Below are 21,401 nucleotides of genomic sequence, written 5' to 3'. Positions count from 1 at the left end.
CAATCGGGTGGGTTGGCGACGCCGCCAGTGCGGCGCCGGTAATACTGAGCCGATGGTAAGCAGCGGGTTCCATCCAGATCTGCGCAGAACTGCCCGATTCCTTCCGCGAGGCGGGATCGGGCGTCGGACGCTGCCGGTGCTGCAGACACTCACCGGGATACAGGGCCGGCGCACTCCCGGCGACGTCGAGGTCCTGAGCCTGCCCTCGGGCGCCGGCGTCCGGCTCTTTCGGCCGCCGAATCGGCCCGCCGATCCCGCACCGGCACTGCTGTGGATCCACGGTGGCGGCTACGTCATCGGCACGGCCGCCCAGGACGACCGCCTCTGCCGCAGGTTCAGCGCCGAACTGGGTGCCACGGTCGCGTCAGTGGACTACCGACTGGCGCCGCAGAACCCCTATCCCGCCGCGCTGGAGGACTGCTGGGCGGCACTGACCCGGCTCGCTGAGCTGCCCGGGGTCGATCCGGCCCGGATCGCGATCGGCGGCGCCAGTGCCGGCGGCGGGCTGGCCGCGGCCCTGGCGCAATGGGCTGCCGACCGCGGAGAGGTATCCCCCGTGTTGCAGCTGCTGGTGTACCCGATGCTCGATGATCGCAGCGCGGCACTGCCGGCCAATCGGAGCTACCGACTGTGGACTCCGCGGAGCAACCTGTTCGGCTGGACCGCGTATCTGGGCGACGCGGATCCACAGGTCGCGGTACCGGCACGGCGTGCCGACCTGAGCGGGCTGGCACCGGCCTGGATCGGGGTGGGCACCTTGGACCTGTTCCACGACGAGGATCTGGCCTACGCAGAGCGGCTGCGTCAAGCCGGCGTCCCCTGCGAGGTCGAGACCGTCCCGGGGGCGTTCCACGGCTTCGATCTGTTGATGCCCAAAGCCACAGTCTCGCGGGCGTTCTTCGCCGGCCAATGCGAGAGCCTGCGGCAAGCCTTCGGCCGGAAGGCCTGACCCGGTGGCCGGCTCCAGCCCGGAGGAACTGCGGGCACTGCGCGGCGGGGTCGCCGAGTTGATGACCAAACGCTCGCCCGACGACGATGTCTGGTCAGAGTTGGCGGCCATGGGCCTGCTCGGACTGTTGGTGCCCGAGCAGTACGGGGGCGCCGGCGCCGGATTGGTCGAGGTAGGCGTAGTAGCCGAAGAGCTGGGCAGGGTCCTGTACTCCGGTCCGTATTTGTCCTCGGCGGTACTTGCGGTCAATCTTCTTATGACAGCGGACGACCCGGCACAGCGCGAGGCGGTGCTGCCGGGCATCGCTGCCGGGCGCACCCGGGTCGCGGTCGCCTTCGCCGAGGGCGATTCGACCCGTCCACCCGCGACGCCGACCACCACGGCCCGCGGCGAAGCGACCCCGCTGGTCTCCGGCGAGAAGCGGTTCGTGCTCGACGCGGACGCCGCCGACCTGCTCTACGTGCTGGCCGGATCATCGGATGGACCCGGGATCTTCGCCGTCGACCCGGCCGGACCGGGCGTGACGGTGGAACCGCTGACCACGGTCGATCCCTCCCGCCGGCTGTGTCTCGTCCGATTGGCCGACGCCCCGGCAACGCCGGTGGGGTCGGCCGGAGCCGGCGTCGCCGCCGTGACCGCCGCGCTGGACCGTTCCGCGGTGGCACTGCTCGGCGAGCAGGCCGGTGCCGCCCGGTTCGCCATGGAGATGGCCCGCGACTACGCCAAGACCCGTTATCAGTTCGGCCGGGCCATCGGCAGCTTTCAGGCCGTCAAACACATGTGCGCCGACATGTTGCTGGAGGCCGAGTCGGCGGTGACGGCCGCGCGCCATGTGGCCGCGGCCGGCGCCGAAGGATCCGGCGACTGGTCCGCCGATCTCGCACTGGCCCAGGCGTATTGCTCGGATGCCTTCGTCTTTGTGGGCGCCACCAACATTCAGGTGCACGGCGGGATCGGGTTCACCTGGGAACATCCCGCCCACCGGTATCTGCGCCGGGCACGCAGTGACGCCCACCTGTTCGGCAGCCCCTCCTGGCACCGGGAGCGCTACCTGCAAGAGATCGGAGCGTGAGATGACGCTGCCCGACCCCAACGACGAACTTCGCGGTGAAGTCCGCAACTGGCTGGCCGCCAACTGGTCACCCGGTACCGACCGGGCCACCTTCGCCGCGGCGATCCTCGCTGCCGGATGGACCGCTCCGAGCTGGGAGCCGGACTGCTACGGCCGCGGCCTGACTGACCGCCAATCCCGCTTGGTGGCAGCGGAGTTCGCTGCCGTCGGCGCTCCCGGAACCGGCCACGACCGGGCCGACCTGTTCGCCTGCACAATCCATGACCGCGGCTCCGACGAGCAGAAGCACAGGCTGCTGCCGCCGGCGCTGCGCGGCGAGACCAAGTCGTGCCTGCTCTACAGTGAACCCGGCGCGGGATCGGACCTGGCCGGTCTGCGCACCCGCGCCGAGCGCGACGGCGACGACTGGATCATCAACGGGCAGAAGGTCTGGACGTCGTTCGCGACCACCGCCGACTACGGCATGCTGGTCGCGCGCACTGACCCGGACGTGCCCAAGCACAACGGCATCACCTTTTTCATGCTGCCGATGCGCCAGCCCGGCGTGGAGGTCCGGCCGATCCACCAGATCACTGGCGAATCGGAGTTCAATGAGGTGTTCCTGACCAACGCCCGGGTCCCCGACGCCAACCGGATCGGCGAGCCGGGCGAGGGATGGTCGGTGCTGCAGGTGGCATTGGGCTACGAGCGCCGGCTGATGGGCGACGTCGCACGCACTGCGCGCCGCAAGGAGAAGTCCAGCGGTTTGGTGGAATTGGCCCGCGATGCCGGTTGCCTTCCCGATTCGCACATCCGCCAGGAGATCGCCCGCATCCAGGCGCTGACGACGGTGAACCGCTGGAACAATCAGCGGGCTAAGACCAGCAGCGACCGCGCCGAATCAGCCACCCTGCTGGCACTGGGCAAGATTGCGATGTCGCGCATCCTGCACGAGACCGCCCGGGTCCAGACCGAGATCGTCGGCGTCGAGTCGCTGCTGAGCGGTCCGGACAATCCGGTCGGCGACGCGGTGACCTTCCGGGCGCTCAACGCCTACTTCACCTCGATCGGCGGGGGCACCGATCAGATTCAGCGCAACATCATCGGCGAGCGGGTGTTGGGCTTGCCCAAGGAACCCGACCCCTATCGCGACGCCCCGTTCCGGGACCTACCGCACTAACCGCGCACGCTCGCGATCAGCCGTGAACGTGCGCAGTTGTACACAAGAGCGCGGCGTGTCGGGTGCAAACACGCGCGCTCGCGCAAAGTAGGAACCCGGCCTCAGAACTGCAAGGCGGTGAAGCGCCAGTCCAGCACCTGACGGTCCGGTTCACCGTCGGCACCGGCGGCGTAGACCAGCGACCGCAGCTCCAACACGCTGTCGCGGGCGGATTCGATGTGCAGTTCGCTGTAGAGGGTGTCGCCTTCGTGGACCGGCGCCGTGTGATCGCAGGACTGCCAGCCCAGCACCGTGGCCAGATTCGGCAGCAGCCGGGAAGCCTGCGCCAGCGCCAGGCCGATGGTGTGTCCGCCGTAGACCAGCCGCTGCCCGGCCACCCGCGAATCATGGTGGGTGGCAGCAACGTTGAGGGTCAGCCGAGCCAGCTCCGGAGCTGAAGAGACCACATCACCGGTGCTGGTCAGCACCGTCCCCGCCATCGCCGCGTCGAAGTGTGGCCCCGGCACCCGCTGACGAAACTCCGCGGCGTTCCAATCCGCGGTCACGTCCGGCGGCGCCGCGAGCCCCGCGCCGATGGCGGACAGGTCATCGGCGTGGCCGGTATCGGAGACACCCGGCGACAGCGGCAGCATCGCGCAGCGGTAGAAGTCGAGCACCAGCCGGTCCACCTGATCGATGGTGGTGACCCGCAGCGCCACCAGCCCAGTGGGTTCGCGCCCGATCTTCGCCGAATTCTGCTTCAGTCCAACGACTTCGGTGCGGGTGAAAACGGTATCGCCGATCACCGGATACCGGAAGAAGGCCAGGCCGCGGTAGAAGAGGTTCGCCTTGACGCGCCGGGTGACCAGAGTGGACTGCCCGATCGCGACGTCGCACACCAGTCCGGGGTGGGCCAACGGAGTCGTCGCGCCGGTCACCGCCCGGGACAACTCGGCGTCCAGCGGCAGGCGTAGCCGGTCTCCGAGGATGGCCTGGTGCAGCGCCGCCGCACCGGCCGTCAGGGTCATTGCCGGGGCCGCGTCGAACACCTGACCGACCTGGAGTTCGTCGAAGTAGGGGCCGCTGGTCACAAGAAAATCCTGGCATACGGTGAACCGATGAACCACGAAGAGTCGATCTTGGTCGAAACCGTGCGTCAGTTCATCGACCGGGAGGTGAAGCCGACGGTCCGCGACGTCGAGCACGCCAACACCTACCCGGAGGCGTGGATCGAACAGATGAAGCACCTCGGCATCTACGGTCTGGCTGTTCCCGAGGAGTACGGCGGGACGCCGGTGTCGATGCCGTGCTACGTGCTGGTCACACAGGAACTGGCCCGCGGCTGGATGAGCCTGGCCGGGGCGATGGGCGGCCACACCGTGGTCGCCAAGCTGCTGACCCTGTTCGGTACCGAGGAGCAGAAGCAGCGTTACCTGCCGGCCATGGCCACCGGAGCGCTGCGCGCCACCATGGCGTTGACCGAACCGGGCGGGGGCAGCGACCTGCAGAACATGACGACGTCCGCTGCGGCTGCTGCCGACCCGGACACGCTGGTGATCAATGGCTCCAAGACCTGGATCTCCAACGCCCGCTACTCGGGATTGATTGCGCTGCTGGCCAAAACCGATCCGAAGGCCACCCCGCGACACAGCGGCATCTCGGTGCTGTTGGTGGAGAACCCCAGCGACGGGCTGACGATCTCACGCGACCTGCCGAAGCTGGGCTATAAGGGGGTGGAGAGCTGCGAGCTGAGCTTCGACGCTTGCCGGGTGCCGGCGTCGGCGGTGCTCGGCGGCACGCCCGGCAACGGTTTCGCCCAGATGATGAAGGGATTGGAGACCGGTCGTATTCAGGTGGCGGCGCGAGCCTTGGGTGTGGCTACTGCAGCGCTGGAGGATGCGCTGGCCTACGCGCAGCAGCGGGAGAGCTTCGGCAAGCCGATCTGGAAGCACCAGAGTGTGGGCAACTACCTGGCCGACATGGCCACCAAACTCACCGCTGCCCGCCAGCTCACCCGGTACGCGGCGGAGCGCTACGACAGCGGGCAACGCTGCGACATGGAGGCCGGCATGGCCAAGTTGTTCGCCTCGGAGGCCGCCATGGAGATCGCGCTGGACGCGGTGCGTATCCACGGCGGCTACGGCTATTCGACCGAATACGACGTGGAACGCTACTTCCGGGACGCGCCGCTGATGATCGTCGGCGAGGGCACCAACGAGATCCAGCGCAATGTCATTGCGGCACAGTTGGTTGCCCGAGGCGGCGTTTAGCTCCTAGGACCGGTCGCGGCCGGAATGAAAAGCACCCCGCACGCGTGTGCGGGGTGCTTCTCTCGAGCTGACTTACTAGGGCAGAACGACGCCCGGGGTGCCGTCCTGACCGGCGCTACCGGCGTCGGGACCGGTACCGGCGGAGCCACCGGTGCCGGCGGTACCACCGGCGCTGCCGGTACCCGGGGTGTCGCCGGCGCCACCGTTGAGGCCGTCGTCCCCGAGATGCGGGGTGATGACGTCGCCGCCGTCACCACCGGTGCCGCCGTTGCCACCGGTGGTGGCCCCAGTACCGCCGGCACCGCCGTCACCCCCGGCACCGCCGTGAACGTTGTCGATCGGGCCCGAGGACGAGTCGTTGGAGGTGGTGTTCCAGTCCGGGTCACCCCATCGAATGTTGCTGCCGTTGCCGCCGTTTCCACCGATACCGCCGTCGCCGCCCACGCCGCCCGAGCCGTCAGCGTTCGCCAGGCCCTGACCACCGGCTCCACCGGCACCACCGTCGCCTCCGTGCGCACCGCCGGCGTTCGGGTCGCTGCCGCCGTTGCCACCGTTTCCGCCGGTACCGCCCGTGGCACCGGAACCGCCGTTGCCGCCAACGCCACCGGTACCAGCCGAGCCCTGCGGGCCCAGCGTGCCTGCGCCGCCCGGCCCTTCCACGGAGGCCTGTCCCGTCACGTCGGCGATGTCGCCGCCGCTACCACCGTTACCGCCGTTACCGCCGTCGCCGATCAGCCCGTCGTTGCCGTTGGCCGCACCGGCACCGGCCGCACCACCGTTACCGCCGGCACCGCCCGAGCCACCATTGCCGGGGGCGTTGTACAGGCCGTGTACGGAATCGGTCGTCCCGTGAATCGAGGCACTGCCATGGCCGCCGTTGCCGCCATCGGAGCCGGCACCGCCGACACCGCCGTTGCCGCCGTTACCGGCGGTCCCGCCGCCGCTGCCGCCGGCGCCGCCGTTACCTCCGGCAGCACCACTACCGCCACTGGTAGCCGAGATGTCGGGCGGGGTGCCGCCGTCGCGGTAGCCGTTGACGCCGTCGCGGCCGTCGGTCGCGGCCGAGGCGTTGCCGCCGTTACCGCCATCGCCGCCGTCGCCGTCGACACCGGCCGCGCCCACGTTGGCCCCGGCTCCACCGGCCGCACCACCGGCTGCCGCAGCACCACCGTTACCGCCCGCGCCACCGTTACCGCCGCCGGCACCGTTGGCGCCGACGCCGTTCACCGCGAGGCCGGCAGCACCGGTACCACCGTCGCCACCGAGCCCGCCGTTGCCACCGACGCCGCCGTCACCGTCGGCACCGATCGTGCCGTTGGCCGAACCTCCGACACCGGCCGCACCACCGACACCGCCCTTGCCGCCGACGGCACCGTTACCACCGTTGCCGCCGACGGCACCGTCTCCGGAACCGTTGTTGGCGAAGGTGCCACCGTCGCCGGCCGCGCCGTTGCCACCACTTCCGCCGGAGCCGCCGACTCCGCCCGCGCCACCGTTGCCACCGATGCCGACGTACGAGGAACCGGCGCCGCCAACGCCACCGTTGCCGGCGTTGCCACCGGCAACACCGTCACCACCGGCGCCCCCGGAACCACTGCCCGCGGAGCCGTTGGTACCGGTCCAGCCGGCGCCGCCGGCCCCGCCGTTGCCGCCGTTGCCCCACGCGCCCATACCGAAGAAGTCCTGGGCCTGGCCCGATGAGCCACCGTTGCCGCCGTTACCCGCGTCCAACGTGGCGGTGCCGTTACCGCCGGCGCCACCGTCGCCGCCGTTGCCCCACATCTCGCCGCCGTGGCCCCCGTTGCCGCCATCGGCGCCCAGGCCGCCGACGCCGCCGTCACCGCCGTTGCCGATACCGCCGGCGTGGCCGCCGTTGCCGCCGCCTACGCCCTCGAGGTTCGAGCCCCAGCCGTTGCCGCCGTCGCCGAACCACAACCCACCGGCCTGGCCGTCCACACTGGTCTCGGTGCCGTCGGCGCCGTTGCAGATCATCCCGCAGAAGCCGTCGGTGAACGGCGCGAACAACTGGTTGACCACACCGTTGACGCTCGAACCGAAGTCGCTGGTGATCCAGTCCTGCATCATCGCGTGCAGCGGGAGGTAGAAGCTCTCCTGCCACATCTGGGCAAAGTCGGCGTCGAACAGGCCGCTGTCGGCCGCGCCCGGGACACCCCACGCGGAGACGTCGAACAGGTCAAAGCCCGAGGTGTTGCTGTCGCCGACGCCGAACATGTCCCAGAACGCGTCCAGGCCGAAGTCGTCGGCCTGCGCGGTCGGGGCGGACGCCAGGGGTGCCATTCCGAACGCGAAGAATGCCCCGACCGAGGCGGCCGCCCCGATCGCGCGGTCGCGCCGCCGCACTGCCGATTGAGTGTTGTGACTACCGCGTCGAATATGTGCCACCGTTGGCCCACCCCTTCTGAACTTTACTGAAACTTTGCTTGGGCTTAATGAAATCTGTGCCCGTCCCCCTACGGTGCTTGACGGTAGCGTTTGAGCCGACCAATGTCCACTTGAACGTACGGCAGAATGCCATAAAGACGTACTAATGGTCTGATTTATGCCATATATGTAGACTCTCAGTCGCCGTCTGGATGAGGACCTGACCTGCTCGTGAAGGCCCACCCGGTCGGGCACGCCCGCTTCGCACCATGTGTGCCACCCGGAAGGTTGCTCAGCAATGCCGCTTCACCTCAGTAAGGCCACGCGGGTCCGCCAGGCGCATCCCGCACCGAATCATGGCGTGCGACGGGCAGTTCCGGCGCTGGCGGCCCTGGCCGCGTTCGCCCTGACTCCGGTCGGTCCCGCTCCCGGCGCACAAGCGGATGAGTTCGACTGGATCGTCGACATGCTCAGCCCGCTTTTCGGGTTTACGGACCAAGACATGGGCGCATCGACCGCGGGCCTGGCCTGGTTGGATCCCACCGTCTGGAGCTTGAGCAGCCCGGACCTCGGTGGCAGCGACGTGCTGGCGCTAGCTGCCGACGCGTCCGGTACCGCCGGCCTCTACGAGTGGCTGCACGACGCCGTGCAGGACTGGCTCGACAGTCCGTCAGGCCAGTTGTTCGACAACCTGGTCAACCCGCTGTTCGCACCGCTGACCGAGGGCGGCTGCGGCGTGATCTGCAACGGCGTCGATGGGACCGCGGACCATCCCGACGGTGGGGCCGGCGGACTGTGGTTCGGCGACGGGGGCGACGGCTGGACGTCGAACCTTGACGACGTAGCCGGCGGCAACGGCGGCAGCGCCGGACTGTTCGGGAACGGCGGTGACGGCGGGGCTGGTGGCCTGGGCGCCGACGGCGGCACCGGCGGCAACGGCGGCGACGTGTGGGGCAACGGCGGCAATGGTGGGCACGGCGGGGACGGTGCCGAAGACGGCGGTTCGGCCGGCAACGGTGGTAACGGCGGCGACGGCAATTACCTGTACGGCAGCGGGGGCGCCGGCGGAGACGGCGGCAAAGGTGGCGCCGCCGCGGGCGACGGTAGGACCGCCGGGGCCGGGGGCAATGGCGGCCGGGGCGGCGACGGCGGCCAGCTGGCCGGCGGCGGGGGTGCCGGCGGCAACGGCGGCCAGGGCGGGGCGGCGACCGGCGACAGCACTGTCGGCGGGTCCGGGGGCAACGGCGGTGACGGCGGCAGAGTCGGGGGCAGCGGTGACGCGGCCGGAGGCGGGCAGGGCGGTCACGCAGGCGACGGCGGCACCGCCACCGGGACCGGCAGCCGGGGCGGTCGCGGCGGCGATGGCGGAGCCGGTGGCGGTGCCACCCCGGTGACGGTCGGCACCAGCGGCAGCGACGGGGGCAACGGCGGCGCGGCGGGCAACGGCGGCAACGCTATTGGCGTCGGGGGCGTCGGAGGGACCGGCGGCCACGGCGGCGCCGGCGGGCACGGGGTCGGCTTCGGCGGTGACGGCGGCAACGGCGGCACGGGCGGCAACGGGGGCGACGGGGCTATTGCCGGCGCCGGCGGCCCTGGCGGCGCCGCAGGCCCGGGCACCGTTCACGGCCAGGCCGGCAGCCAAGGCGCCCCCGGCCAGCCGGGCAACGCCTCCTAACCGGCATCACACCGAATACTTGGTCACCAGTTCGTTCTTGTAGAGCTTGCCGGTGTCGGTGCGCGGCAACTGCTCCTCGAAAGAGATCGACCGCGGACATTTGTAGTGCGCCAAGCGGTCCCGTACCCAGTCAAGTAGTTCCGCAGCGAACGCAGGCGTGGCGTCGGCCGGGTCGACGGTCTGCACGGCCGCCTTCACGCTCTGGCCCATCTCATCGTCGGGGATCCCGAACACGGCCGCGTCCAACACCTTCGGATGCGTGATCAACAGGTTCTCCGCTTCTTGCGGGTAGATGTTGACCCCGCCCGAAATGATCATGTGGTGGCGCCGGTCGGTGAGATACAGGTAGCCCTCGTCGTCCAGGTAGCCGACGTCGCCGACGGTCGTCCAGCCTTGCGCGTGGCGTGATTTCGCGGTCTTCTCCGCATCGTTGAGGTACTCGAAGGCGTTGCCGCCCTCAAAGTAGATCTCGCCGGCCTCACCGGCGGGCAGCTCGTTGCCGTCCTCGTCGAGAATGTGCACCGCCCCGAACATCGCCTTGCCCACCGAGCCGGGGTGCTTCAGCCATTCGTCGGCGCTGATCAGCGTGGAGCCGTGCGCCTCCGATGAGGCGTAGTACTCATCGACGATCGGCCCCCACCAGTCGATCATCTGCTGTTTGATCTCCACCGGGCACGGCGCGGCGGCGTGCATGACCCGCTTGAGGCTCGAAACGTCGTACGACTCCCGTACCCCCGCAGGCAGTTTCAGCATCCGCGTGAAGTGTGCCGGGACGAACTGCCCGTGGGTGACGCGGTAGCGCTGGATCGCGTCGAGCGCGGACTCAGCGTCGAACTTCTCCATCACGACGGTGGTCAGCCCGGCCGCCTGCACTTGCATCGACCACACCGACGGCGCTGTGTGATACAGCGGCGCGGGGCTCAAATACACGGAACCCGGGCCCATCCACACCGACACCAGCATCGCCATCAGCCCCGGCACCTCGGTCGGCGGCAGGTGCGGCAGCGGACGCTTGATGCCCTTGGGCCGCCCGGTGGTGCCCGACGAGTACTGCAGCAGATCACCTTCGATTTCGTCATCGATGGGTGTAACCGGTTGGTCAGCAACACATTCCGGGTAACGCTGCCAGCCCTCCAAGTCGCCATCGGCGATCAGCAGCAGCCCGGGCAGGCCGGCCGGCTGGGGGTCCCTCCCGCTTGCGGGGGAGTGCTCGGCCAGATCCGCGCAGGTTTGGCGCAGCGCGTCCGAGCCGATGATCGCCTTGGCGTTGCTGTTGTCGATGATGTAGGCGGCCTCGGCAGCGGTCAGATGGGTGTTGATCGGCACGTAGTACAGGCCGCTGCGCCGCGCCGCCCACATCACCGCATGGATGTGCTCGTTGTTCTCCATGATGATCGCGACGACGTCGCCCTCCACCAGCCCCGCGGCCCGGAAGAAGTGCGCCAACCGGTTCGCCCGGGCTTCCAGCTCGGCGAAGCTGACGACGGTGCCCGAAGGGTGCAGGATGACGGCCGGGTTGGCGGCCCCGAGGTGTTCGCGAATCTGCATGGGCTGACTGTACTGGGACCAAACTTGACGGCTGTCAAGTGGGGGCGTGAGTCACGCGTGCCGTCCCCGCGACTCGGACAAAACAGAACCGCACTCGGGGGATCCCCCGAGTGCGGTTCCGGATGTATTCGAAAAGGGCTGCTAGCCCAGGCGCTGCTTGAGGGCCTCGAACTCGTCGCGCAGGCCGGTGGGCAGCTTGTCGCCGATGAACTCGAACCACTCCTCGATCAGCGGCAGCTCCGCGCGCCACTCCTCGGCGTCGACGATCAACGCCTGGTCCACGTCGGCGGCGGTCACGTCCAGCCCGTCCAGGTCCAGGTCAGCAGCGGTCGGAACCGTGCCGATCGGAGTCTCCTGGCCGCCGGCGTTGCCCTCGACCCGCTCGACGATCCACTTCAGCACCCGGCTGTTCTCGCCGAAGCCCGGCCACAGGAACCGGCCGCCCTCGCCACGACGGAACCAGTTCACGAAGAACACCTTCGGCAGCTTCGACTCGTCGGAGTGCTTGCCGGTGTCGATCCAGTGCTGCATGTAGTCCCCGGCGTTGTAGCCGATGAACGGCAGCATCGCCATCGGGTCGCGGCGCACCTTGCCGACCGTGCCCTCGGCGGCGGCGGTCTGCTCGCTGCCCATGGTGGCGCCGATGAAGACGCCGTGCTGCCAGTCGCGGGCCTGGCTCACCAGCGGCACCGTGGTCTTGCGGCGGGCACCGAACAGGATCGCCGAGATCGGCACGCCCTGCGGGTCGTCCCACTCCGGCGCCAGGATCGGGCACTGCGACATCGGGGTGCAGTACCGCGAGTTCGGGTGTGCGGCAGGGGTGTCCGACTCGGGCGTCCAGTCGTTGCCCTTCCAGTCGGTGAGGTGCGCCGGGGTCTCCCCGTCGATGCCCTCCCACCACACGTCGTTGTCGTCGGTGTGGCCGACGTTGGTGTAGACGGTGTTCCCGCGCTCCAGCGTGATCATCGCGTTCGGGTTGGAGCTGCGGCTGGTGCCCGGCGCCACGCCGAAGAAGCCCGCCTCCGGGTTCACCGCGTAGAGCCGGCCGTCCTTGCCGAACCGCATCCAGGCGATGTCGTCACCGAGGGTCTCGGCCCGCCAGCCCGGGATGGTCGGCTGGATCATCGCCAGGTTGGTCTTGCCGCAGGCCGAGGGGAACGCCGCCGCCACGTAGTAGGCCTTGTTCTCCGGCGAGATCAGCTTCAGGATCAGCATGTGCTCGGCCAGCCAGCCCTCGTCGTGGGCCATCGCCGACGCGATCCGCAGCGCGTAGCACTTCTTGCCCAGCAGCGCGTTGCCGCCGTAACCCGAGCCGTAGCTCCAGATCTCACGGGTCTCCGGGAAGTGGGTGATGTACTTCTCGGAGTTGCACGGCCACGGCACGTCCTGCTCACCCTCGGCGAGCGGGGCGCCGACCGAGTGCAGGCCCTTGACGTAGGCGCCGTCGGCGCCGATCTTCTCCAGCGCCGCGGTGCCCATCCGGGTCATCACCTTCATCGACGCCACCACGTAGGGCGAGTCGGTGATCTCGACGCCCAGCTTGGGGTCCTCGGCACCCAGCGGGCCCATGCAGAACGGGATGACGTACATGGTGCGACCGCGCATGCAACCGCGGTACAGCTCCGTCATGGTGGCCCGCATCTCGTCCGGGTCCATCCAGTTGTTGGTGGGGCCGGCACCTTCTTTGGTGCGGCTACAGATGAAAGTGCGTGACTCGACCCGCGCGACGTCGGCGGGGTCGGAGAGCGCCAGGTAGGAGTTGGGCTTCTTCGCCTCATCGAGCTTGACCGCCGCGCCGGACTCCACCAGCAGGGCCATCAGCCGGTTCCACTCCTCCTCGGAACCGTCGGACCACTCCACCCGGTCGGGCTGGGTGAGCTCCGCGACCTCCCGCACCCAGGCCAGCAACTCGCCATGCTTCGTCGGGGCGGTGTCCAGACCGGGAATGGTCGCTGAGGTCATTGAGCTCTCCTGTGTAACCTGTGTCACTCGGTGGCGTTGCCGCAGCTGCGCGCCGCTGTCACCTCTTATACCGTCATTAAATAAGAGATTACCGTCAATAGCTACACGGATCGAAACAATCGCAACTCGGGCTATCTCTCGCCAGTTACCGCGGCGTTGACCGGGCCTGATTCACCCAGCTCAGCGCGCACATTCTCCAACGCACGCCGCAATGCCGGCAGCCTTCGATCACGCACCGCGGCGGCGCGAGCCGTCGCGGCCGCATGCTCGCGCAGTTCCCGATCCAATCCGGCAACCCGGTCGGCCACGCGCGCAGCCTCGGTCTCGTTGTGCCCGGCAAGCTCGGCGGCGAGCGCCGACTCGGCGGCCACCACCCGCAGGGCCACCAGTTCCTGCACCGAGGACCGCACTGCGCTCGTGGCCTGTCCCACCCAGCGATCGAGCACCACCCGGTCGCGCAACAGCCCCCGAATCCTGACCACCCACACCGTGGCCGCCACGCCGGCGACTGCGCATCCGGCCGCACCGACCGCGGCCAGTCCCGGGGCGAGATGGGCGAAGACCCGGCTCAACGTCAGCGCCACGCCCAGCCCGAAGCCGATCCCCAGCACCGCCATCAACTGGGTCTCCAGCCGCCGGGACTCCAACGGCGGCTTGCCGGCGTCGACCTGCGGTAACGACGCAGCAGACGGTGGGTCTCCGGCCAGCCCCAACTCCTGGGCGACGTCGGCCAGGTGCTCGGTGACCCCCTGATCGACCTCCGCCACCACCTCGGTCAGCCGGTCGTGGACGTAGGACTCGAATTCGGCCCACCGCCGGCGCGTCATGCCCGCCGCGTCTTCGCCCAACTCGCTGCGTACCGAGGCGCACCGTTTACCGGCGAAGTAGGACAGTTGGACGCGGGCCTGGGCGATGCGGCTGCGCAGCGCGATCACGCGCTCCGATTTCGACATTCGCCGTTGCCGCACCACCTCGTCCCGCTGCTCCTGTAGCTGCGTCACCCGGGCCCGCCGCCCTTGCGCGCGGGCGTCGCGGTCGATCCGATCGGCGTCGGTGCGCAACTGAAACTCCCACGAGCGCAGCCGGTTGCGCCGGTGAGTGTCACCGTCCGCGAGCTGTTTGGTCAGTTCGGCGATCAGGTCGTCGACCCTCGGGTCGCCGCGTTCGGGCGCCGCGGCCGCGCCCACCCATGGCACGTCGCGGTAGCGCGGCGCGTGGCCGGTGAGGGTTTCGCGGGCCGCCGACAGCATCTCCCGCCACGGCCGGTGGGCGTCGATCTTGGAGACCACGCCGATCACCACGTCGGTGTGGGCGGCCACGGTATCGAGCAGCGCGCAGTCCGACTCCGTCAGTGCGGCGGCTGCCGACACCACGAACACCACCGCCAGCGGCACCTCCCCGGGCGCCAAGTCGGTGGCTTCCATCACGAGCCACTGCGGCATCCGGTCGGCCAGCGCCTCTGTCATCGCACTGACCCCAGCCAGCCAGGGGCCGGTCACCACCACCACGTCGCAGCGCCGCACCGCCGGTGGGCGCACTCCGGGCGCGACCTCAGCAACGAGGGCGTCGACCCCGGCGACGGGGCCCGGATCGGACGAACCTGCACCCGAGGAGGTCATGGGCGGCCCCGCGTCGCCGCCCAGGCTCGCAGCGATCCCCTGGCGATGTCGGCGGCGCAGGCCCGCGCAGCGGCGCCGACCGGTGCGCTGCGGTGAGCGTGCCAGCGGCGGGCCCGCGCCAGCACCGGCTCATCCGGTGGGTCGATCGCGGCCGCCGCAGCGGTCAGTCGGGCGGCGAGTGTCGCGTCGCGGACCAGGAATTCATCGATACGTTTGTCGCCGACCGCCATCGCTTCCAGCCGGGTCACCGCCTCCGTCAGCCGCCGGTGGTAAACGGCGGCGCCCATCACCTCCAGCCGGGCGACGACCCGGTCGACGCCGCTGAGCCGGCCCAGCCGAGCGCGAGCCTGCGCCAGGGTGCCGTCCCGGCGGGCCAAATCGAGCAGTGCCCCGATCCCGGAAAGGTCGATGGTGGTGCACAACCGCTCCCGTATCTGACGAGGCACCGGGTGCGGGCAGTTGATGAACTGCTCGGCGGAGCACAGATCGGCGGGCCGGACGGCCAGGCACCCCAGCGCCTCCCACAGTCGATCGTCCAGCCCACCGCCGAGCGCGGCCAGCGCGAACAACGCCGACATCGGTTCAACCGGCACCGGCATCACCGCGACCTCGTGCCCGCGCAGGTCGGCCTTGTTCAGCACCACCAGCACCGGGCGCCGACGCGCGGCATGCAATGCGGCGGTGTCCTCCGGCTTGACCACCTCGGCGACGACATGCACGGCCAATTCGGCGAGTTCGGTCCCGGCGGGCTCCGCGGCGACGCGAACCTCGGCGGCGGCCAGCGCCGCGGCGACGGTGCGTCGGCCGACACCGCGGCGGCCGTGCACCGCGACCTGCACCGGCGCGGTGATGCCTGCGACAATTCTCGCCAAGCGTGGGTCGGAGTTCTGCGTGGCCAGCACGGTCAGCTCATCGGCGAAGAGCTGGTGCCCTTGTGTCACGACCCTGCCTCCCGCGCAATCGGCCCCGGGGGGCCATGGTGTCAGCTGCTCCGCCGCGGCGCGAGTCACCGCCGGATTCGGTGAGCGGTGTAGTCCCGCGAACAAGAGATCCGGCGAATGGGTACCGCGTGTCGCTCGACACGTTTCAGGCAACTGTTGGGTATCAATGTGGACCGCGAAGTGGGTACAGAGGCGTCCATGGGCCACCATGGACTGCATGCATGCGCCGCGCGACGTCGAGTCGGCATCAGACGTCACTGGCGTCCACCCCACGGCTCCACGCCGTTTCCGCAACTTCAGCGTGCGCTACCGGCACTCCGCACTGTCGGCCGGTCAGCGCCAGACCTGGGAACGGCTCTGGCCCGACCTGGGCGCCGATGTCGTGCCGCCCGACGGACCCGACCGCCCTCAGCCCCTGGATCCGCGCCGCTGGTTCGGCCGCGAAGCCCCCGTGGTGCTCGAGATCGGCTGCGGAGCCGGCACCTCCACGGTGGCGATGGCACAGGCCGAGCCGGACCTGGACGTGATGGCCGTGGAGGTCTACGAGCGCGGGCTGGCACAGCTGCTGTGCGCGATCGACCGCGAGCAGCTGAGCAATATCCGGCTGCTGCGGGGCGACGGCCTCGATGTGCTGGAATACCTGATCGCCCCGTCATCGCTGATCGGGGTACGCGTCTTCTTCCCCGACCCGTGGCCCAAAGCCCGGCACCACAAGCGCCGGCTGCTGCAGCCGGCCACCATGGCGTTGATCGCCGATCGACTGCGACCGGGCGGGGTGCTGCACGCGGCCACCGACCACGCCGATTACGCGGTGCAGATTGCCGAATCCGGCGACGGCGAGCCGGGCCTGCGCCGGGTGGCCGACCCTTCCGGGGACGCCGGCCTGCCCATTTCCATCGCCAGGCCCACCACCAAATACGAGGCGAAGGGCCGCACTGCGGGCAGCGTGATCAACGAGTTCGTCTGGGTACGGGCCTGATGACCAGCCCCGATCTCGCAGCCGGGCCGGACGCCGAGCCGACCGGCACCGACCCGACCAACGAGGGAACACCGACGCAGCGAGTGCTGCTGGTATGGGACGCCCCGAATCTGGACATGGGCCTGGGCGCCATCCTGGGCCGACGTCCGACCGGCGTGGAGCGGCCCCGTTTCGACGCGTTGGGCCGCTGGTTGCTCAACCGCACCGCGGAGGTCGCGGCGCTGCATCCGCAGAGCAGGATCGAGCCCGAGGCGACGGTGTTCACCAACATCGCGCCCGGCAGCGCCGACGTCGTCCGGCCGTGGGTCGAAGCGTTGCGTAACGTGGGTTTCGCGGTCTTTGCCAAGCCGAAGATCGATGAGGACAGCGATGTCGACTCCGACATGCTTGAACACATCGCACTGCGGAAAGAGCAGGGATTGGTGGCGGTGGCCGTGGCCTCCGCCGACGGTCAGGCGTTCCGGGAACCGCTGGAAGAACTCTGCGGTCTCGGTATAGGTGCCACGGTGCTCGGATTTCGCGAACATGCGAGCTGGGCGCTAGCCTCGGATACCTTGGAGTTCGTCGACCTGGAAGACATCCCTGGTGTGTTCCGGGAGCGGCTGCCGCGGATCAGCCTCGATTCGCTGCCGGAACAGGGGGCGTGGCTCCAGCCGTTCCGGCCGCTGAGCTCACTGCTTACCTCGCGAGAGTGACAACTGGAGAGCCTGAAGTCAGGGACGCGCGAGTCCGAAAGATGTCTCCACAGACCTTAGTAAGGAGCGAATAGGTGTTCGCCTGGTGGGGTCGAACTGTATACCGCTACCGGTTCATCGTAATCGGCGTGATGGTGGCGCTCTGCCTGGGTGGCGGCGTCTACGGAATGAGCCTGGGCGACCACGTCACCCAGAGCGGCTTCTACGACGACGGCAGCCAGTCGGTGCAGGCGTCGATCGTCGGCGACGAGGTCTACGGCCGGGACCGCACCAGCCATGTGGTGGCGGTCTTCACCGCGCCCAAGGGCGAGACGGTCGACGACTCGGAATGGTTCGACGCGGTCAAGAATGGCCTGAACAAGGTCAAGAATGACCACCCCGATCAGATCATGAGCTGGGTCGGCTATTTCACCAATCCCGAAGCACTGGCCAACATGGCGGACGCAGGCAAGAAGCATGCATTCGCGTCGATCCAGCTCAAGGGCGACGACGACGACACCATCCTGAAGAATTACCAGGCGGTCGAGCCGGATCTGCAAAAGCTCGACGGCGGCAAGGTCGAACTCGGCGGCCTGCAACCGATCGCCAACGCCCTGACCGGGACTATCGCCAGCGACCAACAGCGCATGGAGGTGCTGGCCCTGCCGTTGGTGGCGGTGGTGTTGTTCTTCGTGTTCGGCGGGGTGATCGCCGCCAGTCTTCCGGTCATCGTCGGCGGATTGAGCATCGCCGGGGCGACGGGCATCCTGCAGCTCACCACCCATTTCGGGCCGGTGCACTTCTTCGCCCAACCGGTGGTCTCGCTGATCGGCCTGGGTATCGCGATCGACTACGGGCTCTTTGTGGTGAGCCGGTTCCGCGAGGAGATCGCCGAGGGGTACGACACCGAGGCGGCGGTACGGCGTTCGGTGATGACCGCCGGGCGCACCGTGGTGTTCTCTGCGGTGCTGATCATCGTCTCGTGCGCCAGCCTGCTGGTTCTGCCGCAGGGTTTCGTGCACTCGCTGACCTACGCGTTCTTCGCCTCGGTGGGGCTGGCCGCAATCCTGTCGATCACGCTGCTGCCCGCCATTCTGGGTGTGCTCGGCACCAACGTGGACGCCCTCGGGGTTCGGACCCTCTACCGGATACCGTTCCTGCGGGAATGGGAGTTCTCCAACCGCATCATCGGCTGGTTCGCCGAGAAGACCCAGAAGACCAAGACCCGCGAAGAGGTCGAGGCCGGGTTCTGGGGCAAGCTGGTCAACTACGTGATGCAGCGACCGCTGGCATTCGCGATCCCCATCGTCATCGCGATGATCCTGTTGATCATCCCGCTGGGCAAGTTGTCGTTCGGCGGGATGAGCGAGAAGTACCTGCCGCCCGACAACACCGCCCGTGTGGCCCAAGAGCACTTCGACGAGATCTTCCCCGGCTTCCGTACCGAGAAGCTGACCCTGGTCATCACGAGCGATACCGACAAACCGGTCACCGACCAGCAGGTCGCCGATATCCGCAACCGCGCGATGGCGATCAGCGGGTTCGTCGTGCCCGATGACGATCCGGCCGAGATGTGGAAGGAGCGCCCCTACCTTCCCGGGGCCTCCAAGTCCCCCTCCGTCCGGGTGATCGAGAACGGCTTGGTCAACCGCAACGACGCCGCGCAGAAGATCAAGGCGCTGCGCGCCCTGAGCACACCCAAGGGCCTGGACGTGCTGGTCGGCGGGACACCCGCGCTCGAACAGGACAGCATCCATGCGATGGTCGACAAGGGACCGCTGATGTTGGCGCTCCTGCTGATCACCACCACGCTGCTGATGTTCCTGGCGTTCGGCTCCCTGGTGCTGCCGTTGAAGGCGGCGGTGATGAGCGCGTTGACCATCGGGTCGACGATGGGCATCTTGACCTGGATGTTCGTCGACGGGCACGGCGCCGGGCTGCTCAACTTCACCCCGACCCCACTGATGGTGGTGGTCATTGCGCTGGTTGTTGCGGTGGGCTGGGGCCTGGCCACCGACTACGAGGTGTTCCTGGTCTCCCGGATGGTGGAGGCACGAGAATCCGGGATGTCGACCACCGAGGCGATCCGGATCGGCACAGCCACCACCGGCCGGCTGATCACCGCGGCCGCACTGATCCTCGCGGTGGTTGCCGCGTCGTTCGTGTTCTCCGACCTGGTGATGATGAAGTACCTGGCGTTCGGCCTGATGGCGGCGCTGTTGCTCGACGCCACCGTGGTCCGGATGTTCCTGGTGCCGTCGGTGATGAAACTGCTCGGCGACGACTGCTGGTGGGCGCCACGCTGGATGAAGCGCCTCCAGAACCGGATCGGTCTGGGCGAGATCCGGCTGCCGGACGAGCGGCGTCGGGTGACTCGCCGCCCCGCCACGGCAACGGTCGCACCGACCCCGGTGGGCGCGGCCGCCCCGCGCCCGACGCACGACCCCACCCACCCAGCCCCGGGCCGCGCCGCCCCCGCTCGGTCGCGTCCCGGCGAGCAGCTGCCGACCCGGCCGGTGAGCGGTAATCCGTCCAACGCCCGGACCAATCGGATCAACACCGGCCCGGCCGAACCTCCCACGACGCGCTTCTCGGCAGCCGACCCGGCGACCGAGCGAGTGACGTCCCCCGGCCAGGAGCCCGCCGGCCCGGGCGAGGAACGCGAAATCGAGTCGTGGCTGGGCGAGCTGCGCGGCGGCCGTGACGCGGCGCAGGCCCGGCGCGGGCGACAAGGCGAAACCGATCCGGAAGCGTCCGACGAGCGGACCCGGTCACTTCCCAAGCCCACCGGGGACGCGGGCAACACCGAGAATGCCCCCACCACGGCCATCCCGGCTCAGGGCGCCCTAGCCGACCCCGAGAACCCGGCTACCGAGAAGTTCACCGCGGTCGGTGACCAACCCGACGACGCCACTGCGGACAACCCACAGAGCCCGCAGCGACGTGGTGCTGCCGGCGGTCTCAGCGCGGCTGAACTGCTGCGTCGGGAGGGTCGCTACTGACGTCGTCGGCTTCTGAGTCCGGTGTATCGGCGTCCGCGCCGTCCGGCGTGCCCGAATCCGACGCTCCGATCAGCACCCGCACGGCTCGGTCGATGAAGGCGATGGTCGGGACGGCGAGTAGCGCGCCGACGATGCCGGCCAGGATTCCGCCGGTGGAGATGCCCAGCACCACCGCCAGCGGGTGGATGGAGACGGCACGTCCCATGACCAGCGGCTGCAGCACATGGGCTTCCAGTTGGTTGACCGCAATGATCAGCCCCAGGGTGACCAGCGCATAGATCCAGCCCTTGGCGATCAGGGCGACCAAGACGGCCAGCAGCCCGGTGAGCACCGCACCGACCAGTGGAATGAAGGCGCCCAGGAACACCAGCGAGGCCAGCGGCAACGCCAGCGGCACGGCCATGACCGCCAGACCGATGCCGATTCCGAGTGCGTCGACCAGGGCCACCAGGAAGGTGGCCCGCACGTAGCCGATCAGCGATTCGAATCCCGCCACACCGGCCGCGTGCACCCGCTCGCGCACCTGGCTCGGGAAGAACTTCACGGTGAACCGCCAGATGTCGCGGCCGCCGTAGAGGAAGAAGATCAGCGTGAACAGCACGACGAAAGCGCCGGTGACGATCTTGGTGATGGTTTCGGCCGTCGACAGCGCACCGCTGGTCAGTTTGGCCTGATTGTTGCGTAGGCCGTTGACCACGGTGTCGCCGACGCTGTCGATCTGCTCGCTGCTCAGATGCAGCGGCCCTTCGACCAACCAGTGCTGGGTCGAGTTGACCACCTGGGTGACCTGCTCGACCAGTTCGGGTACCCCGTCGATGAATTGGTCTACGACGAAGCTCAGCAACGCCGCAAGCACGGCCAGACCGCTGAGCAGCAGCAGAAACACCGCCAGCCCCCGGTGCACTCCGTGCCGGGACAACCAGTCCACGCCCGGCAGCAGCAGCGCCGACATCATCATCGCGATCGCCACCGGGACGACGATCACTTCGAGGCGCCGGATGACCAGCAGCACCACCAATGCGGCGGCGAACAGCACCAGCAGGCGCCAGGCCCACGCCGCCGCTTTGCGGACCGTCGGATGTACGGATTCGTCTGCGCTGGCTGACATTCCGGTAGCGTAACGATGCCGCAGCGGGTGCACATCAGGTAGCCGAATATCGACGTGACGCGGCTAACCTTTACATTCGTGT

General features: G+C 69.0%; 15 protein-coding genes. 8 read left to right on the top strand and 7 right to left on the bottom strand.

What is annotated here, in order from left to right; all coding sequences use genetic code 11:
* The first annotated feature begins 52 nt into the window (after window positions 1–52).
* The 3 genes from ACJH71_RS15755 to ACJH71_RS15745 are packed head-to-tail and all read left to right on the top strand — an operon-like array spanning window position 53 to window position 3,180.
* Entirely contained in the window at window positions 53–949 is an 897-nt protein-coding gene (locus ACJH71_RS15755) for an alpha/beta hydrolase (RefSeq protein ID WP_406758931.1), read from the top strand.
* A gap of 4 nt (window positions 950–953) precedes the next feature.
* Window positions 954–2,021 carry an acyl-CoA dehydrogenase family protein gene (locus ACJH71_RS15750; RefSeq protein WP_406758930.1) on the top strand — a complete coding sequence of 356 codons (1,068 nt, stop codon included), beginning with the start codon at window positions 954–956 and terminating at the stop codon, window positions 2,019–2,021.
* Window position 2,022: 1 nt separating this feature from the next.
* Window positions 2,023–3,180, top strand: coding sequence for an acyl-CoA dehydrogenase family protein (locus ACJH71_RS15745; protein WP_406758929.1), 1,158 nt, complete (start codon window positions 2,023–2,025; stop codon window positions 3,178–3,180).
* A gap of 101 nt (window positions 3,181–3,281) precedes the next feature.
* Here the strand turns inward: ACJH71_RS15745 and ACJH71_RS15740 are convergent, their stop codons facing one another.
* A complete protein-coding gene (locus tag ACJH71_RS15740) occupies window positions 3,282–4,250 on the bottom strand; it encodes a MaoC family dehydratase (protein ID WP_406758928.1) in 969 nt (322 codons plus the stop codon).
* Between the two features lie 27 nt (window positions 4,251–4,277).
* On the opposite strand from ACJH71_RS15740, the gene ACJH71_RS15735 reads away from it, so the two are divergent.
* Complete coding sequence (locus tag ACJH71_RS15735; protein ID WP_406758927.1) at window positions 4,278–5,429, top strand: acyl-CoA dehydrogenase family protein; 1,152 nt, start codon at window positions 4,278–4,280, stop codon at window positions 5,427–5,429.
* A 75-nt stretch (window positions 5,430–5,504) separates the two neighbouring features.
* On the opposite strand, the gene ACJH71_RS15730 is transcribed toward ACJH71_RS15735, so the two are convergent.
* Window positions 5,505–7,790 carry a PGRS repeat-containing protein gene (locus ACJH71_RS15730; protein ID WP_406758926.1) on the bottom strand — a complete coding sequence of 762 codons (2,286 nt, stop codon included), beginning with the start codon at window positions 7,788–7,790 and terminating at the stop codon, window positions 5,505–5,507.
* A gap of 319 nt (window positions 7,791–8,109) precedes the next feature.
* On the opposite strand from ACJH71_RS15730, the gene ACJH71_RS15725 reads away from it, so the two are divergent.
* Window positions 8,110–9,486 (top strand): PGRS repeat-containing protein, encoded by a 1,377-nt coding sequence (locus ACJH71_RS15725; protein ID WP_406758925.1) that lies wholly within the window; start codon window positions 8,110–8,112, stop codon window positions 9,484–9,486.
* A gap of 6 nt (window positions 9,487–9,492) precedes the next feature.
* Here the strand turns inward: ACJH71_RS15725 and fadD4 are convergent, their stop codons facing one another.
* The 4 genes from fadD4 to ACJH71_RS15705 form a co-directional block, all read right to left on the bottom strand.
* Window positions 9,493–11,034, bottom strand: a complete 1,542-nt coding sequence (gene fadD4, locus ACJH71_RS15720) for a fatty-acid--CoA ligase FadD4 (protein WP_406758924.1) — start codon at window positions 11,032–11,034, stop codon at window positions 9,493–9,495.
* Window positions 11,035–11,175: 141 nt separating this feature from the next.
* Window positions 11,176–12,996: a phosphoenolpyruvate carboxykinase (GTP) gene (locus ACJH71_RS15715; protein WP_406758923.1), complete on the bottom strand. Its 1,821-nt coding sequence runs from the start codon at window positions 12,994–12,996 to the stop codon at window positions 11,176–11,178.
* Window positions 12,997–13,127: 131 nt separating this feature from the next.
* Window positions 13,128–14,615, bottom strand: a complete 1,488-nt coding sequence (locus tag ACJH71_RS15710; RefSeq protein ID WP_406758922.1) for a hypothetical protein — start codon at window positions 14,613–14,615, stop codon at window positions 13,128–13,130.
* Entirely contained in the window at window positions 14,612–15,556 is a 945-nt protein-coding gene (locus ACJH71_RS15705; protein WP_406758921.1) for a hypothetical protein, read from the bottom strand. The genes ACJH71_RS15710 and ACJH71_RS15705 overlap by 4 nt, the downstream gene beginning before the upstream one ends.
* 217 nt (window positions 15,557–15,773) lie before the next feature.
* Between ACJH71_RS15705 and trmB the strand changes: the two genes are divergently transcribed.
* The 3 genes from trmB to ACJH71_RS15690 all read left to right on the top strand — a co-directional run bounded on the left by trmB (window position 15,774) and on the right by ACJH71_RS15690 (window position 20,211).
* Window positions 15,774–16,535: a tRNA (guanosine(46)-N7)-methyltransferase TrmB gene (trmB, locus tag ACJH71_RS15700; protein WP_406758920.1), complete on the top strand. Its 762-nt coding sequence runs from the start codon at window positions 15,774–15,776 to the stop codon at window positions 16,533–16,535.
* Complete coding sequence (locus ACJH71_RS15695) at window positions 16,535–17,230, top strand: NYN domain-containing protein (RefSeq protein WP_406758919.1); 696 nt, start codon at window positions 16,535–16,537, stop codon at window positions 17,228–17,230. The genes trmB and ACJH71_RS15695 overlap by 1 nt, the downstream gene beginning before the upstream one ends.
* A gap of 74 nt (window positions 17,231–17,304) precedes the next feature.
* The gene (locus ACJH71_RS15690; RefSeq protein WP_406758918.1) at window positions 17,305–20,211 is read left to right on the top strand and encodes an MMPL family transporter; all 2,907 of its coding nucleotides are present in this window, start codon (window positions 17,305–17,307) and stop codon (window positions 20,209–20,211) included.
* Here ACJH71_RS15690 and ACJH71_RS15685 read toward each other — a convergent pair.
* Window positions 20,171–21,319, bottom strand: a complete 1,149-nt coding sequence (locus ACJH71_RS15685; protein ID WP_406758917.1) for an AI-2E family transporter — start codon at window positions 21,317–21,319, stop codon at window positions 20,171–20,173. The genes ACJH71_RS15690 and ACJH71_RS15685 overlap by 41 nt on opposite strands.
* Between the last annotated feature and the right edge of the window lie 82 nt (window positions 21,320–21,401).

It is taken from the genome of Mycobacterium sp. SMC-15 (assembly GCF_045310925.1).
Classification (GTDB): Bacteria; Actinomycetota; Actinomycetes; order Mycobacteriales; family Mycobacteriaceae; genus Mycobacterium.
This window is presented reverse-complemented; position numbering and strand designations above follow the sequence as displayed.